Below are 16,456 nucleotides of genomic sequence, written 5' to 3'. Positions count from 1 at the left end.
AATCTTATGTAACACAAACCATAAATGAACGCGATGACAGGAAATAGTAACATGTCCCTTCTTCTCAAAGAGAGTCAGTGGCTGGTGAGAACTGACGGAGAAGCCATGTGAATCCATCCTTGAGTGTCTGACTGAAAAGAAGTAGGTCAGACCGGTACTCACCGTTATGAGTGAAGCCGGAAGGTCACACAGACCTTCAACTTGGGTGGTATCGCGGGAAGCATAAACCAAAGCTCTCGTCCCTTATTAGGGACGGGAGCTTTTTGTTTAGCTTCCAATCCATTGAACTGATTATATAAAGGAGGAAGTAAACATGTTGGACATGAAATACTTACGCCAGAACTTTGAAGAAGTTAAAGGAAAACTGCAAAATCGTGGAGAAGATCTCTCTGACTTGGATGCCTTCGGTGACTTGGATAGCAAACGCCGTGAGCTGATTCAAGAAACAGAAGAATTGAAAGCAAAGCGCAATGAAGTATCCAAGGAAATTTCCCAACTGAAAAAAGCGAAGGAAGACGCCGATGACAAGATCAAAGAAATGCGCGAAGTTGGCGATCGTATCAAAACGCTTGATACAGAGTTGAAAGAAGTGGAAGAGAAACTTGAAACGCTTCTCTTATCTATCCCGAATATCCCCCACGAAAGTGTACCTGTCGGAGGGGATGAAGAAGACAATATTGAAGCACGAAAAGCAGGCGAGATCCCGACATTTGATTTTGAAGCTAAGCCTCACTGGGATGTAGCGACAGATTTAGGCATCCTTGATTTTGAAAGAGCATCCAAGGTAACGGGAAGTCGTTTCGTATTCTATAAAGGACTTGGGGCCCGTTTAGAGCGTGCGTTACTCAACTTCATGATGGATCTGCATGCAGATGAACACGGCTATCAGGAAATGCTGCCACCACAAATGGTCAACCGCACAGCGATGACAGGTACAGGTCAATTACCGAAATTCGAAGAAGATGCGTTTAAAATTGAAGACTGGGATTATTTCCTCGTGCCAACAGCTGAGGTTCCAGTCACAAACTTCCATAGAGAAGAAATTTTATCTGTTGAAGACCTTCCACAAAAGTTCGTAGCCTTCAGCACAAATTTCCGTTCTGAAGCAGGGTCTGCCGGTCGCGATACAAGAGGATTGATCCGTCAGCACCAATTCAATAAAGTCGAGCTTGTCCAGCTGGCAAAGCCGGAAGAATCTTATGATGTTCTGGAAGAATTGACAGGACATGCGGAAAAAGTCCTTCAACTGCTGAAGCTTCCTTATCGTGTGATGAGCATGTGCACGGGAGATCTAGGATTCACAGCAGCTAAGAAATACGACATTGAAGTATGGATCCCGAGCCAGGAGACTTATCGGGAGATCAGCTCTTGCTCTAACTTCGAAGATTTTCAGGCCCGCCGCGCAGGCATTCGCTTCCGTAGAGAAGAAAAAGGAAAGCCTGAATTCGTACACACGTTGAACGGTTCTGGTCTAGCCATCGGTCGTACCGTTGCAGCCATCCTTGAAAATTACCAGCAGGAAGACGGAACGGTCATCGTACCAGAGGTCCTGCGTCCATACATGGGTGGGAAAGAAATCATCAAATAACACCTGTAATAGTAAAAGCGCCTGAATCCTATGAATGGTTTCAGGTGTTTTTTCTTGATTTCGTTTTTGGAGACAGCCACTGCGAATCGTCCTTGACTCTGTGGAAGGGAATTTGTATAATAACTAGGTGACATTTTTTCGTGATTGTTCGACAATAACTTCTTTTAAAAAAATTAAAGGATTTTATTGACGGATTCGGACAACCATGATAATATATTTATTGTCGGTCACACGGAGGAGTACCCAAGTCCGGCTGAAGGGAGCGGTCTTGAAAACCGCCAGGGGGTTTACGCCCCGCGGGGGTTCGAATCCCTCCTCCTCCGCCATATTATTATCAACAATAGCGCATAAATATTGGAGATTTATAGAACAGAAATCGTTACTTCTAGTAACGATTTTTTATTTTGTTTTATTTATTCTCAATGAAGTGGACACAGCGAAAATCCCTCACCGTTCATCTCCGGTGAGGGATTTTTTTTATCCTTTTTAAGAATCCAATAATACCTCTTCTTTATTTGGGTAAGTCTTTTCAATATGTTGCTCACCCCAGGCACACAGCATGTCTAATGCCCCTTTTAATGTCCATCCGTATTCCGTCAGTTCATATTCCACTTTAGGTGGTACCTGGTTATAAACGATGCGCTTAATGACACCATCCCTTTCCAACTCTCTCAGCTGCTGGGTTAACATTTTTTGTGTGATTCCAGGCATCAACCGCTTCAGTTCACTTGTCCGTCGTTTATTTTCGATCAAATGACAAAGAATGACGACCTTCCACTTACCTCCAATCACTTCAAGAGCGGCTTCAACCGGTATATTATATTTTGGCAAGAGATTTACCTCCTTTAGAGACCCTATGTTTCTTTTTAGCATGTATATCCTTCGATTCACTATACACGAAAGGATCATCAGTTAAAAAGATTTTGCATGAACAGTCTCGCGAGCCCTTGTTCTATACAATTGTTACTTCCAGGTGCCTATAGCACATAGAAGTACGTACTTCTCAAGTGTTCGATCAGCGCTCATAATAAGATTTGTCATCCAGAGGCGCCCTGGATACATGAGTTTCAGATATCATTCTTATTTATATATGAGGAGGAAAATGATGAGTTCACACGCAGAGAATATCAAAGAAAATTCTCTTGATCATAAGTCGAAAAGTTTTTCGTTTGCTTTGTTGGCCCTTGCTATTAGCGCGTTCGGTATAGGAACGACAGAATTCGTACCCGTAGGTTTATTATCAACGATGGCCGATGACCTTTCTATATCGATTACACTTGCTGGTCTATTGATATCCGGTTATGCTGTCGGTGTCGCTGTGGGAGCTCCCGTTTTGACAGCTCTCACAAATAAAATGAGCCGGAAAAGTTTATTGCTGGGTCTCATGGTTGTTTTTATTCTTGGTAATTTAGTGGCTGCTGTTTCGACAAGTTTTACCTTGCTGTTAATTGCGAGGATCATCACTGCTTTTTCTCACGGAATATTCTTTTCTATCGGTTCGACCATTGCTGCAAGTTTAGTCCCTGAGCATAAGCGGGCGAGTGCCATTGCCTTTATGTTTACCGGATTGACTGTTGCAACAGTGACCGGCGTACCTTTAGGAACATTCATTGGACAAACATTCGGTTGGAGGGCAACATTTGCCGGGGTAGCCTTGCTCGGCGTAATCGGTATCATCGCAAGTGCTTTGCTTGTCCCCAAAAACCTGGAAGAAGCACCTCCAGCAAGCTTTCGGGACCAATTAAAAATACTAACAGAAAAAAGAATTCTGCTCTCCTTCGCCATTACAGGATTAGGATATGGTGGAACGTTTGTGGCATTCACGTATCTTGCTCCTTTACTAGAAGAAGTGACAGGTTTCGATCCGAAGTTTGTCAGTGTGATCCTGCTTATATATGGTGTTGCGGTGGCGATCGGAAATACGATTGGCGGTAAAGTTTCAAATAAAAAGCCGATCAAAGCGTTGTTTTGGATGTTTGTGTTGCAGGCGATCGTATTGCTCCTTTTGGCCTTCGTCATTCCATTTAAAGTGTTGAGTTTGGTTGTATTGTTTTTCATGGGATTGTTTGCTTTCATGAACGTACCTGCATTGCAGGTTTTGGTCGTTCAATTAGCTGAGAAATATGTGCCATCTGCTGTCAATGTAGCTTCAGCTTTGAATATCGCCGCATTCAATGTCGGAATTGCTATCGGCTCCTCTGTGGGTGGTGTCATCGTTGATACGATTGGTCTTGTTCATACACCATGGATCGGTGCAGTGATGGTGGCTGGCGCTGTCATCCTAACAAAAATTCTGAGTACGATGGAACGATAATCTATAAAAAGGACTCCTTTATTCAAAGGGGTCCTTTTCTCTTGTTATACTAAAAGGTAGGAAGAGAGGAGGGATGGTATGGGTTATGTTGAGGATTTACGTGCAATTATCGGCCATCGGCCCGTAATATTAGTTGGATCGGTTGTGATCATCATTGATGAAAAGGGACGAATATTGTTGCAGGAACGAACGTCTCCACAAGGTGTATGGGGCCTGCCGGGAGGCTTGATGGAGCTTGGAGAAAGCACGGAACAAGTCGCGAAACGTGAAGCGCTCGAAGAGACTGGATTGGAAGTCGATGACCTGCAATTGTTAAATGTTTACTCGGGGGAGGATCAGTTCAGTAGAGCTCCGAATGGCGATGAGTTTTACGTTGTGACAACAGCTTATTTCACTAGACATTATCGTGGGAACTATGCTTTTGATCCCGAAGAAACCGTGCAGGTGAAATTTTTTGAGTTTCATGACTTTCCTGAGAAAATGATTGGCAGTCATCGGATGATGATAGAGGATTATAGACAAAAAAACTCCTGATGTCGGACCAACGCATCAGGAGCTTCTTCTTTATGATTAGGTCAATAAATGACTGGAGCGCCATTTACGTGATTGTTGGATGAAGTGACCGATTTTTTCCAGGACGGGTTCGATGCTTGTTTTGTCATTCAGTACGTCGTAGTCGGCAATATTGAGGCGCAGGACAGGGCAGGAATTGAAATTATCAATCCAATTGTCATAACGCGTAAACATCTCTTCCCAATATTCTATCGGAGTTTCTTGTTCCATTGGACGTCCCCGTTCTTTGATACGGGAAACGATATCATCAAACGAACCTTCTAGATAAATTAAAAGATCGGGATGAGGGAAATATGGTGTCATCACCATCGCATCAAACAGGTTTCGGTACGTTTCATAATCGGTTGCGGACATCGTCCCTTTTTCGTAGTGCATCTTTGCAAAAATGCCGGTATCTTCATAAATGGAACGGTCCTGTATGAACCCGCCGCCATATTCAAAGATTTTCTTTTGTTCTTTGAAGCGTTCCGCCAAGAAGTAAATCTGTAAATGGAAGCTCCAGCGTTCAAAATCCTGATAGAATTTGTCGAGATAAGGATTGGTATCGACTTTTTCAAACGAGGTACGAAAGTTGAGGGCATCAGCGAGAGCATTGGTCATCGTTGACTTGCCGACACCGACCGTACCTGCAATCGTTATGACGCTGTCATGTGGAATTCCATAGCGTTCACGTGCATTCATTTGATAACTTCTCCTTTATTTAAATGCTGCTTTACTTGATCAACAATATAATTTAAATCGTCTTGATGTTTTACGAAGTCTATATGATCCCCGTTTAAACGGATCACAGGAATCTCTGGGTGAGTGGCTTCAAAATGTCTCATGAAGTCTTCGTAGTCTTGAGAGAGTTGTTCAAGATAAGAAGGTTGAATATTTGCCTCTACATCACGATTACGCATGCGGATGCGTTCGAGCAGAGTATCTAAACTCGCATGTAAATAGACGACCATATTCGGTTTAGGCATATCGTGTGTCAATATATCAAAAATCTGCGCATACTTGTCAAATTGGTCTTCTCTCAACGTGCGTCGTGCGAAAATCATATTCTTCGATATATGATAATCGGCGACCACGGGCTTCCCCGACTGCAAATATTTCCGGTCGATGTCTTCGAGCTGCTTGAAACGATTACACAAGAAGAACATCTCCGTTTGGAAGCTCCATTCTTCAATATTGTCGTAAAACTTGCCTAAAAACGGGTTCTCCTCAACGATTTCCTTCAGTAAATGAAAATCAAACTGGGAGGCGAGCTTTTTAGACAGAGACGTTTTCCCAACCCCAATGGGCCCTTCAACGGATATGAAAGGTAAATCTCCCATCTCTTTTCCTCCTTCAAACTCAATTCAAAACGTGAGTGCACATCACTCACCTACAAAATACGATACTTTTAGACAGACAAATAGTATTTTATCATATACATACGTCTGAAGTAACATCCGAGCGATATTTTTAAGGTGCAATTGCTTTTCAATCTTTGGTTTGTTTTGTATAATATTACTCGTACGTTCATACGCCCCCGTAGCTCAGGGGATAGAGCATCGGTTTCCTAAACCGTGTGCCGCAGGTTCGAATCCTGCCGGGGGCGCTGGCTGAAGCTATTTGAAGCTTCAGCTTTTTTTATGCTTTCCTTATGAAGTTAATCTTCCTCCGGCTCCACGTGGTGAGCCATAATACTGCACTGAATCCGAGACAGAGAATCACAACCACCCACATGAGGGCTTCTTCCATTCGACCTGATTCGACAGCAAAATAGATAGCGAGTGGAATGGTGTCTGTTTCACCAGGGATATAGCCTGCGATCATTAATGTAGCCCCGAACTCACCGAGGGAACGAGCGAAAGTCATGACTAAGCCGGCCAGTAATCCTGGCCAAGCTAACGGAAGTGATATGGTGAAGAACACCTTTATTTTCGAAGCTCCCATTGTTAAAGCTGCGTTCTCCAGGTTTTGATCATAATTTTCAAAAGCGGCCGAAGCACTTTGATACATAAGAGGGAATGCAACGACAGCAGACGCAATGACTGCCCCGGTCCAGGAAAAAACCACCTGAAGACCGAACCAGTCCATGAGCCATTGTCCGATCCACCCATTCTTACCAAATAAATAAAGGAGACCAAATCCAATTACTGTCGGAGGAAGGACGAGAGGGAGTAAAAGCAGCGATTCTAAGATACTTTTCCCGGGAAATAATTTTCTGGAAATGAGTCGTGCGCTAATGATTCCGATAATAAATACGATGAAAGTAGCGATTCCCGCTACTTTCAAAGACAAAAGAAGAGGTTCGAAGTTCATTGTTCTATCTTTCCACCTCTCATAGGATTGAATCCATAAGCTTTGTAAATTTCTGTCGCCTGGTCACTGGTTAAAAAAGCAAGAAACTGCTTTCCTTGTTCCTTAGTCCGGCTTTTTGAAATAACGATTCCCGGATATATGATCGAATCATGGAGGGTAGGGTCTATTTGTGTAAGAGTGGTTACCTGATCGGAAATCATGGCATCACTGGCATAGACAAAACCATAGTCCACCTGACCGGATTCGACATAAGTAAGGACTTGTCTTACATCGCTTCCGAATACCACCTTCTCCTCTAAACTCTCCCAAAGGTGAATCTTTTCCAACGCTTGTTTCGTATAAGTACCAGCAGGCACACTTTCTGGATTGCCGACGGCCAGTTTTTCGTTTTCTGTAAGTTTTAGTTCCTGGATCGTATTCAAACGATGCTTGGAATCGTCACTGATAAGGACGATTCGGTTGGTGGTAAACTCTATGTACGTATCTTTTTTCACAAGGTTTTGCTCCTTGAGAAGCTCGATCCAACGAGAGTCGGCAGACAAGAATACGTCTACAGGAGCTCCTTGTTCAATCTGTCTTGCCAATTTACCTGAACCTCCGTATATGGTCTCAATTTCTATTTTGTATTGTTCCTCAAAAAGAGGAGTCAGTTCTTCCATCACATCTTTCAAACTGGCAGCCGCCGCAATTCTTACGCTCGTCTCATCTGAATCCGATGAAGAAGCACAGCTGCATAAAAACAGTAAAATCATTGAACACGAGATCCATGTTAACTTTCGCATGTTTATTCCCCTTTTGTTACCATTGGCTCTATTCTTAAGATACGTCATATGTAGAAAGAATGCGATAAAAAGGTCACGAAGAAAGGAGTGCTCATATATGAAATTACAGGTTCTTTCAGCACTTATTCTTGCTTTCCTGCTCACACAACTCCCGGTCGTAGGAAAATATTTCGCTATATTAAACACAATGGTCCATGAGAGTGGTCATTCCCTGATGGCGCTGATTACAGGGGGAGAAGTAAGGAGAATTTCCCTGCTTCCCAATACATCCGGTTTTGCTTTGACCGGCCATACTTCATGGATCGGGCAAGTGTTAACAAGCATGGCCGGCTATGTTTTTGCTTCTTTTTTCGCTTTTGTCTTCTTTTTTCTCATCAGCCGCGGGCAGTATAAATGGATGATTTATATTTTAATGGCGTTCCTTGCCATCAATCTTCTTTTCTGGGTGAGGAATGTGTATGGTCTATTTTGGATCCTCACCTTCGGAGCCGGGTTTGTATGGCTGTTAAGAACTGGTCATGAACAAACGGTCCAATACGTCTTATTGTTCCTCGCTTCGCTCGTCCTTGTTGAGTCTGTGACCAGTGCTTTTGAGGTGATGTGGATCAGCTTTGTATCTCCAGGACAAGCCGGGGACGCAGCAAACTTGGCAAAAGCGACAAAATTCATTCCCGCCCCTTTGTGGGGATTGTCCTTTTTCATACAAGCCTTATACTTTGCCCTGCTTTCCGTTAAGCGTGTCTTTCCTTTCTGAAATTGTGAATGAAAAGAAGAAAAAAGATTAAATTCCGCACATGCCCTGCCTTCTTCAGCCCTCCTGAATAAGGTAGTAAAGTAAGTAAGAGAGGGGGGAATGGAATGAGCGGAGGATACGGTGGCGGTTTCGCGCTATTGGTTGTTTTGTTCATCCTTTTGATCATCATCGGTGCATCTTATATGGGTGGCCGTGGATACGGTTATGGATACTAATAAATAAACAGAGCGGGAATCTTTTCCCGCTGTTACATAAAATTAAACGTTTCTTGAAGTTTGGAAAAGGGTATCAGGGGACTAGAATAATTGGACGGAGGAGTCGTTTATGGATTTAAAAGAACACTTAGTAGCGCATGGGTATGATCACATTGATATTCTTCTTATTGATGAAGAGGGCGACCAAACAACCGTTGCCGACATTTCCCTTCCAAAGGTGACGGACTTAGAGTACAAGCTTTATCTCAAACCTGAAACAATCTCTTATCATTTTAAGGAAGAGGATCCTTATTTCGAGGCTGAGCAGCACGCAGAGTCCGGCGATGGCAAGAAAATTAAAGGTTTCATCCTCGAATGGTAAAGTCCTGTCCCTACAGGGCTTTTTTTAATGCCTAAAATAACACTTAATAATTGCAGATCAGCTCCCGATTGTGGAAGACTCGGTTACGAGATGTATCGGGATTCGTTGCCGTGTTGGGCGTTAGGGGTGGTGGGGAAGCTACTCGCTTTCCTGTGGGGGAGTGGCGAGCTTCCTCGGACTACGTCCTGCGGGATCTCGCCGATCTCCTTTCTCCCGCGGGAGTCTCGCAGCTTCCCAACCACCCCATTCGATATAGGGGAGACCCGAATCCCTTCTCACAACAGAATAGTCTTCCACTGTCCTTGTGGTGTGCGCAGGACTCTCTCTTTATAAAGCGTTAGGAATCCAAATATCTGACACGTGTGCTTAAAACTACTCATCTCCATCAGTTGAAAATGAGTTGATTCCAGAAGTGGTTTCGAGATACTCACATGGCAAAGGGGCGGAGGGAAACGGTGAGACTCCTGTGGGAAGTGCGTGGTAGATGAGACCCCGCAGAGCGTTAGCTCGAGGAGGCTCATCACTCGCCCACGGAAAGCGAACCTTTTCCCGGAGCCCCTAATCCCCAACGGAAATATCGAAATCAAGCCTTACACAATCCTGCCATATTGTTGAACACTGGTTTGTTTATTCTGAAGCACAAGGGGAATGAAAATGGTAAATCCCAACAGGAGGTCATTTTCATGCAGCAACATAAACTTTATATTAACGGAGAATATACAGAATCAAATGGATCTGAATGGATTGATATCTTAAATCCGGCGACCGAAGAGGTCATTTCTCAAATACCTAAAGGCACAGAAGAAGATGTGAATCGAGCAGTGAAAGCAGCGTTTGAAGCTCAAAAAGAATGGGAGCTTACGCCGAATATTGAACGCGGAAAAATCGTAAGGAAACTCGGAGATCGTATAGAAGAAAACCGAGCTACTTTTATTGATCTATTACAAGAAGAGCAAGGGAAAGATTATGAGCTTGCCAGTGGAGAAGTAGACCTTGCCATCAATTATTTCCGATACATGTCCGAGTGGGCACGTAGAATTGAAGGTGAAATTGTACCAAGTGACCGTAAGAATGAGAACATCTTCATTTATAAAAAGCCGATCGGAGTTGTGGCAGGGATCGTCCCTTGGAATTTCCCTGTGTTCATTTTGGCCCGTAAAGTAGCCACGGCACTTGTAACAGGAAATACATTAGTATTAAAACCAAGTCAGCAGACACCGAATACAGCGATGGAATTCACAAAAATTGTTGACTCAATGGACGAGATTCCAAAAGGTGTTTATAACGTGGTGACAGGAACAGGTTCAGAAATCGGGAACACCCTTGCCTCTCATCCAAACGTGCACATGATATCCATGACGGGTAGTGTGCCAGCAGGTACGAAAGTAATGGAAGCGGCGGCGCAGAACATTACGAAAGTGAATTTGGAGCTTGGAGGTAAAGCACCTGCGATCGTCACGGCTAATGCGGATCTGGATGTGGCAGCTGAAAGCATTACGACATCCCGTCTCGCTAATAATGGACAGGCGTGTACGAACGCTGAGCGTGTCTATGTTCATGAAAGTGTGGCGGATGAGCTGATCGCTAAGTTACGTCATAAATTTGAATCGATGACTATGGGCAATCCTCGGGAAAATAAGGAAGCGGATGTCGGTCCTCTTGTAAGTAAAGATCGCCTTGAAGAAGTGGAGCGCATGGTAAAAGAAGCGGTCGATGCAGGGGCGAAAGTTGAAATTGGAGGAGAACGTGGAGACTTAGACAAAGGTTATTTTTATAAGCCGACGATCCTTACAAATGTAAACCATGATATGCAGATTATGCAGGAAGAGATCTTCGGGCCTGTCATTCCTGTGACGACATTCAAGACATTGGATGAAGCGATTGAAAAAGGTAATGATACAGATTACGGATTATCCTCCTCTGTTTATACCGAAGACATGAATGAAGCCATGCGTGTCGTGAATGAACTGAAGTTCGGTGAAACATTCGTCAATCGTGAAAACTTCGAAGCTGTCCAGGGCTACCACGCAGGTATGAGGAAGTCAGGACTTGGTGGAGCAGATGGTAAGCACGGAATGGAAGATTTCCTTGTCACTCAGGTCGTTTACATGCAGTATAAAGATGATAAAAAATAAGGAGCAAAAGAGCTGCGATATTTGTCGCAGCTCTTTTTTTATCGGTTATCGATTTTTTCAGGGTAAAGGTCGTGATTCATCAAGCGATGGTCCGCCATTTGCTCAAATTTTGTGCCAGGTTTTCCATAATTGCAGAATGGATCAATGGAAATCCCGCCACGCGGGGTGAATTTGCCCCAAACTTCAATATAACGAGGGTCCATTAAGTCAATCAGGTCATTCATAATTGTATTCACACTATCTTCATGGAAGTCTCCGTGATTCCGGAAACTGAAAAGGTAGAGTTTGAGTGACTTACTTTCCACCATTTTCACATCTGGAATGTAGCTGATATAGATGGTTGCAAAATCGGGTTGGCGTGTCTTCGGGCAAAGGGTGGTAAATTCCGGACAGTTGAATTTTACAAAATAGTCACGGTTCGGATGTTGGTTATCAAACGTTTCAAGGACATCCGGATCATACTCGAAAGAATAGGAATTTCCTTGGTTACCAAGGAGTGATAAATCAAGGTCTTGGTCGTTGCGTCCTGGCATGAGGCATGCTCCTTTGTGAATGTATTTTCAATCAAAAAAGCCGCAGCGGCTAAGGGCTGCGGCTTATCATAAGACGTGGTCCTTAGTTTTTTATAGAGGGGTTGGCTAAGAAACCTCTACTATGAAGCTTTTATGCTCGTTTCATTATATAAACAGAGGGGAATGCTGTCAATTTACCTCGTTCCCTTGTCCTAATTCTGTAAATCTTTGGAGATAACACTTTAAATATGAGAAAAAATCCCCTACAATAGAGGTAATTCATAAAATTTTCAGAAAAGTATGCAGTTCGTGGCTCTGAAAGGATCAGAGCTTTCTTCAGCCACAAAAGGAAAACGTTTACAAAACATTCTTATGAGGTGATGATGAATATGGACATGAAACCAATTCCAGCTCGATCAGGCAATCACAACATGGAAAACTACAAAGAAGCGTATGAGGATTTCCAGTGGGAAGAAGTGAAAAAGCAGTTCTCATGGAACGAGACAGGCAAAGTAAACATTGCCTATGAAGCCGTCGATCGCCATGCAGAAAATCCTGATAAGAAAGATCAGGCAGCTCTGATCTACTCTGCACCGGATAGAGAAGAGACCCTTACTTTTGAAGATTTGAAGCTTAAAAGTAATCAGTTCGCAAATGTACTGAAAAAACATAATATAGAAAAGGGCGATCGTGTTTTTCTTTTCATGCCGAGAAGCCCTGAGTTTTATGCCACATTCCTTGGTATTCTTAAGGTAGGAGCGATTGCTGGACCGCTGTTTGAAGCATTTATGGAACAAGCCGTACGAGATCGCTTGGAAGACAGTGAAGCGACGATGCTCATTACGACGCCTGAATTGCTTGAGCGTGTGCCGGCGGATGAGCTTCCGAACTTGAAGCAGGTCGTACTTGTCGGCGGCGATGCACCAGGCAACTACATTTCTTATGATGAAGAAATGGAGAAAGCTTCGGATGAATTTGATATCGAGTGGGTAGACCTTGAAGACGGGATGCTCCTTCACTATACGTCTGGTTCAACAGGTAAGCCAAAAGGCGTCTACCATGTCCACAATGCTATGCTTCAACATTACCAAACAGGTAAATGGGTCCTGGATCTTAAAGAAGACGATGTGTACTGGTGTACTGCAGACCCAGGCTGGGTAACAGGGACAAGCTACGGAATCTTTGCTCCGTGGTTAAATGGGGTGACGAATGTCATTCGTGGTGGACGATTCAGTCCTGATGATTGGTATGGAACGATTGCAGAGAAAGATGTTTCCGTCTGGTATTCCGCTCCGACTGCTTTCCGTAAACTATTGAGTGCTGGGGAAGACGTGGCGAAAAAGCATGACCTCTCTTCCCTTCGCCATGTGTTAAGTGTAGGAGAACCGTTGAACCCTGAAGTTGTGACATGGGGGCTTTCGGCCTTTGATTTGCGTATCCATGATACATGGTGGATGACGGAAACTGGGGGTATGTTGATTTGTAATTATCCTGCGATGGATATGCGACCGGGTTCCATGGGTAAACCGTTCCCTGGAATTGAAGCTGCCATCGTCGACAATGAAGGAAATGAACTCCCTGCCAATCAAATGGGGAACCTTGCGATCAAACAGGGCTGGCCTTCCATGATGCGTGCGGTATGGAAGAATCCAGGGAAATATGAAAGTTACTTCTTGAATGGCTGGTACGTTTCTGGAGACAGTGCTTACCAGGACGAAGATGGTTATTTCTGGTTCCAGGGACGTCTTGATGATGTCATCAACACTTCCGGGGAACGTGTCGGTCCATTTGAAGTGGAAAGTAAGTTGATTGAACACGAAGCGGTAGCAGAAGCGGGAGTCATCGGGAAACCGGACCCTGAGCGCGGGGAAATCATTAAAGCGTTCATCACTTTAAGAGAAGGTCATGAACAATCTGATGAACTGCTTGAAGACATCCGTCAGTTCGTCAAAAAAGGATTGAGTGCTCATGCCGCTCCAAGGGAAATCGAAATTAAGGATACGATTCCTAAAACACGTAGTGGTAAGATCATGAGACGTCTCCTGAAATCTTGGGAGCTTGGATTACCGACCGGCGACACTTCTACTCTTGAAGAGTAATAACGTAAGCACAGCCCCTTCAGGGTTGTGCTTTTTATTTTTTGGTACTCGTTTGGAAGTTGTTTCACGTGGAACGACCAACAAGCGTGAGCCACATAATTTTCATGTACCCTATGGTAAGATATGGAGAGATATTACATAGATTGCAGGTGGCACAATGATGAAAGAAGGATCTACACGGTTTTTGGACGGCTCTTTAGAGACCGTTCAATGGTTCGTATTTCTGTTGGCGAGTGCAGTTGCTCTGCCCATTGTCATTGGTTCTATTTTTGAATTGAATTTCAATGAAGTAGCAGGCTTGATGCAACGGACATTTTTTGTTGTCGGCATCGCTTCCTTCCTACAGGGCGTTTTAGGACACCGTCTTCCAATCATGGAAGGACCCGCCGGCCTTTGGATCAGTATTTTTGCTGTGATGGCTTATAGTGGAGCACAGTCCGGCAATAGTTATATGGAAACGTTACAAGTTCTCCAAGGGACGATGATATGGACGGGGATTTTTCTGTTCCTGTTTGGTGTATTACGTTTATCGCACCGGGTGCTTTTTGTGTTCACACCACTTGTTACAGGTGCTTTTTTATTTTTACTGACCGTTCAATTGAGTGGAACATTTCTTCAGGGAATGTTAGGCATCCAGAAGTCGACAGAAGCAGTCGATGGAAAACAGGCGCTCGTTGCTTTTGTTACGCTTGCGCTTGTGATCGGTTTATCGGTTATGGGAAAAGGATGGTTAAAAAGTTTCGCTGTTTTGATTGGAATTGGTTTCGGATGGGTATTGTATGCCATGACATTCAATGGAGATGCCAGTGAAACAGGTGGAACTTCAGCTTTTTCATTACCTGAAATTTTTGCCTGGGGCCCGCCTCAACTGACGTGGGGAACGCTCCCTTTAGGATTTATTACCGCTGTGATCTTATTGTCGAATTTGGTGGCCTCCATTATTGCGGTCAGTCATACTGTTTATGGAAAACCAAAATATACATATGATCAGGTTAATAAAGGAAGTAGTTTTCTAGGGATCAACCACGGTATTACATCCATTTTTTCTGCAGTGGCTAATGTTTCGCTTGCCTCATCTTCTGGTTTTATGCAATTGACGGGGCAGAAAAGGAAGTGGCCTTTTTTGTATGCTTCTTTATTATTAGTGTTATTTTCGTTCTTCCCACCGGTGGTGGCGTTTATTTCTGGAATTCCCGCACCGGTAGCTAACGCCGCTTTGCTCGCAACTTTTGTCCAATTGATGGGACTTGGAATATCTAACATGACGAGTGAAACGCTGGATGAACGGAGACTTACCATTTTAGGTCTGTCTTTCTTATTGGGAATTGGACTCATGTTCATTCCGGCAGAAGCTTTCAGTGGTGTTCCTGCGGTTTTACAAAACTTACTGAGTAATGGATTGCTGGTCGGGACTGTACTCGTCATTGTTCTTGACCGTCTCTGGAAAGAATCAAACACGTCCTCATAGGGAAAATTGATGGTACAAGGAAGTGATGGAATGGAAAATAAAATATATGATGTGATCGGGATCGGAATCGGTCCCTATAATTTAGGAATGGCCGCATTGCTTGATCAAACCGAAGACTTGGATGCTGTCTTTTTTGACAAGACCCCTGAGTTTGTATGGCATCCAGGCATGCTTATTGAAACGATGGATCTACAGGTCCCTTTTTTGGCGGACCTGGTCTCGTTCGCGGACCCGAAAAGTCCTTATACCTTTATGAATTACTTGCACGAGCATGACCGGATGTTCCCTTTCTTCTTCCATCGTCATTTTGAAATTCCGCGGCAAGAATACAATCACTACATGCAGTGGGTAGCCAAGCAGCTGGATGGTCTGTTTTTCGGTCATACCGTCGTTGATGTGATGGACCAAAAAGACGCGACTGTTCCCCATTATGAAGTGGTTGTCAAAGAAACAGCAACGGGTGAGGAAAAATATTACCAAGCCAAACATATTGTCATGGGGACTGGAAGCGAACCGTTGATTTTGGATGGTATGGACCGATTACCGAACGAAGACGTGATGCATACGAGCCGCTATCTTTTCGAAAAAGATCATTTACTGAAATCAAAACATGTGACTATCGTCGGCTCGGGGCAGAGTGCTTTGGAGGTTTTTCTTGATTTATTAGAAGAGCAGGACAGACAGTCAGATATGAAATTGAGCCTCCTCACAAGATCTGGTGGGCTTTTTCAATTGGATACAGCTAAGTTTGCTCAAGAAATGTTTACACCGGAATTCGTTGATTACTTTCATGCCCTGAGTCTCCAACAACGTAAAGATGCTCTCGATACGCTCGGACCGCTTCGGAAAGGGATCGATCCTGATACACTCACGAGGTTGTATTCGAAGCTTTACCATAGAACAGCCGGTATGAAGAATAGTCGTGTCCTTATTCAACCGATGACTGAAATTACAGGGATTGAGGCGAAGGAAGACGGATATTACTTAAACTGTAATCAGTGGCAGGAAGAAGTCGAGTATAAGTATCCAACGGAAAAAGTGGTGCTCGCCACAGGGTATAAACCTCATTTTCCTGACTGGTTCATGACCCGTTTCAAAGAAAAAATCGAGTGGGAAGAGGAAGGGATGTATAAAGTATCACGCGATTATCAGCTTATCTTCAACGATGATCGTAACCATCATTTCTTTACGTTGATCGACCTCGTCCACTCACATGGAGCAGGAGCTACGAACTTAGGATTATCCGTACATCGGAATGTTCATATTATTAACATGATTGCAGGGCGGGAGGTGTACCGAAACCAATCGGATACAACCTTCCAGCAGTTTTCCATGAAAGACTTCCAATAACCATAAAGTGGAA

The 16,456-nt window shown here is 43.8% G+C and carries 16 protein-coding genes, 2 tRNA genes and 1 other annotated feature; of the genes, 12 read left to right on the top strand and 6 right to left on the bottom strand.

Annotated features, from left to right (window positions below; translation table 11 throughout):
• The first annotated feature begins 24 nt into the window (after nt 1-24).
• Nucleotides 25-247 (top strand) — a binding site (T-box leader).
• A gap of 66 nt (nt 248-313) precedes the next feature.
• Together serS and ACQ4XT_RS05305 are read left to right on the top strand one after the other, a co-directional pair.
• A complete protein-coding gene (gene serS / locus ACQ4XT_RS05310; RefSeq protein ID WP_226593518.1) occupies nt 314-1,588 on the top strand; it encodes a serine--tRNA ligase in 1,275 nt (424 codons plus the stop codon).
• Between the two features lie 233 nt (nt 1,589-1,821).
• Nucleotides 1,822-1,914 (top strand) — tRNA-Ser (locus ACQ4XT_RS05305).
• A gap of 160 nt (nt 1,915-2,074) precedes the next feature.
• On the opposite strand, the gene ACQ4XT_RS05300 is transcribed toward ACQ4XT_RS05305, so the two are convergent.
• The gene (locus ACQ4XT_RS05300) at nt 2,075-2,419 is read right to left on the bottom strand and encodes a winged helix-turn-helix transcriptional regulator (RefSeq protein WP_220584861.1); all 345 of its coding nucleotides are present in this window, start codon (nt 2,417-2,419) and stop codon (nt 2,075-2,077) included.
• Nucleotides 2,420-2,693: 274 nt separating this feature from the next.
• On the opposite strand from ACQ4XT_RS05300, the gene ACQ4XT_RS05295 reads away from it, so the two are divergent.
• Nucleotides 2,694-3,902 (top strand): MFS transporter, encoded by a 1,209-nt coding sequence (locus ACQ4XT_RS05295; RefSeq protein ID WP_446852755.1) that lies wholly within the window; start codon nt 2,694-2,696, stop codon nt 3,900-3,902.
• Between the two features lie 78 nt (nt 3,903-3,980).
• The gene (locus ACQ4XT_RS05290) at nt 3,981-4,436 is read left to right on the top strand and encodes an NUDIX hydrolase (protein WP_446852754.1); all 456 of its coding nucleotides are present in this window, start codon (nt 3,981-3,983) and stop codon (nt 4,434-4,436) included.
• Nucleotides 4,437-4,472: 36 nt separating this feature from the next.
• Here the strand turns inward: ACQ4XT_RS05290 and ACQ4XT_RS05285 are convergent, their stop codons facing one another.
• Both ACQ4XT_RS05285 and ACQ4XT_RS05280 read right to left on the bottom strand, forming a co-directional pair.
• Complete coding sequence (locus tag ACQ4XT_RS05285; RefSeq protein ID WP_226593525.1) at nt 4,473-5,156, bottom strand: deoxynucleoside kinase; 684 nt, start codon at nt 5,154-5,156, stop codon at nt 4,473-4,475.
• Complete coding sequence (locus tag ACQ4XT_RS05280) at nt 5,153-5,794, bottom strand: deoxynucleoside kinase (RefSeq protein ID WP_226593527.1); 642 nt, start codon at nt 5,792-5,794, stop codon at nt 5,153-5,155. Before ACQ4XT_RS05280 ends, ACQ4XT_RS05285 begins: the two co-directional genes overlap by 4 nt.
• A gap of 193 nt (nt 5,795-5,987) precedes the next feature.
• On the opposite strand from ACQ4XT_RS05280, the gene ACQ4XT_RS05275 reads away from it, so the two are divergent.
• Nucleotides 5,988-6,060 (top strand) — tRNA-Arg (locus ACQ4XT_RS05275).
• Between the two features lie 32 nt (nt 6,061-6,092).
• Here the strand turns inward: ACQ4XT_RS05275 and modB are convergent.
• Nucleotides 6,093-6,767, bottom strand: coding sequence for a molybdate ABC transporter permease subunit (gene modB / locus ACQ4XT_RS05270; RefSeq protein ID WP_446852753.1), 675 nt, complete (start codon nt 6,765-6,767; stop codon nt 6,093-6,095).
• Complete coding sequence (gene modA / locus ACQ4XT_RS05265) at nt 6,764-7,549, bottom strand: molybdate ABC transporter substrate-binding protein (protein WP_446852752.1); 786 nt, start codon at nt 7,547-7,549, stop codon at nt 6,764-6,766. The genes modB and modA overlap by 4 nt, the downstream gene beginning before the upstream one ends.
• Before the next feature lie 97 nt (nt 7,550-7,646).
• Here modA and ACQ4XT_RS05260 point away from each other — a divergent pair, with 97 nt between their 5' ends.
• The 4 genes from ACQ4XT_RS05260 (at nt 7,647) to aldA (ending at nt 11,014) form a co-directional block, all read left to right on the top strand.
• Nucleotides 7,647-8,303: a M50 family metallopeptidase gene (locus tag ACQ4XT_RS05260; protein ID WP_446852751.1), complete on the top strand. Its 657-nt coding sequence runs from the start codon at nt 7,647-7,649 to the stop codon at nt 8,301-8,303.
• Nucleotides 8,304-8,407: 104 nt separating this feature from the next.
• On the top strand, nt 8,408-8,518 hold the full coding sequence (locus ACQ4XT_RS05255) for a YjcZ family sporulation protein (protein WP_089650761.1): 111 nt from the start codon (nt 8,408-8,410) through the stop codon (nt 8,516-8,518).
• A gap of 109 nt (nt 8,519-8,627) precedes the next feature.
• Nucleotides 8,628-8,879, top strand: a complete 252-nt coding sequence (locus tag ACQ4XT_RS05250; RefSeq protein WP_446852750.1) for a hypothetical protein — start codon at nt 8,628-8,630, stop codon at nt 8,877-8,879.
• A 683-nt stretch (nt 8,880-9,562) separates the two neighbouring features.
• Nucleotides 9,563-11,014 carry an aldehyde dehydrogenase gene (gene aldA, locus ACQ4XT_RS05245; RefSeq protein WP_446852749.1) on the top strand — a complete coding sequence of 484 codons (1,452 nt, stop codon included), beginning with the start codon at nt 9,563-9,565 and terminating at the stop codon, nt 11,012-11,014.
• Nucleotides 11,015-11,052: 38 nt separating this feature from the next.
• Here the strand turns inward: aldA and queF are convergent, their stop codons facing one another.
• The gene (gene queF, locus ACQ4XT_RS05240; RefSeq protein WP_226593539.1) at nt 11,053-11,547 is read right to left on the bottom strand and encodes a preQ(1) synthase; all 495 of its coding nucleotides are present in this window, start codon (nt 11,545-11,547) and stop codon (nt 11,053-11,055) included.
• 368 nt (nt 11,548-11,915) lie between these two features.
• Here queF and acsA point away from each other — a divergent pair, with 368 nt between their 5' ends.
• The 3 genes from acsA (at nt 11,916) to ACQ4XT_RS05225 (ending at nt 16,443) form a co-directional block, all read left to right on the top strand.
• On the top strand, nt 11,916-13,625 hold the full coding sequence (gene acsA, locus ACQ4XT_RS05235) for an acetate--CoA ligase (protein ID WP_446852748.1): 1,710 nt from the start codon (nt 11,916-11,918) through the stop codon (nt 13,623-13,625).
• Nucleotides 13,626-13,785: 160 nt separating this feature from the next.
• Nucleotides 13,786-15,093: a purine/pyrimidine permease gene (locus ACQ4XT_RS05230; RefSeq protein ID WP_446852747.1), complete on the top strand. Its 1,308-nt coding sequence runs from the start codon at nt 13,786-13,788 to the stop codon at nt 15,091-15,093.
• Nucleotides 15,094-15,123: 30 nt separating this feature from the next.
• Nucleotides 15,124-16,443, top strand: a complete 1,320-nt coding sequence (locus tag ACQ4XT_RS05225; protein ID WP_446852746.1) for a lysine N(6)-hydroxylase/L-ornithine N(5)-oxygenase family protein — start codon at nt 15,124-15,126, stop codon at nt 16,441-16,443.
• Nucleotides 16,444-16,456 lie beyond the last annotated feature (13 nt).

This window comes from Halobacillus sp. 12SKB (genome assembly GCF_052941655.1).
The sequence above is the reverse complement of the archived record's forward strand: the minus strand, read 5'-3'. Positions and strand labels throughout refer to the sequence as shown.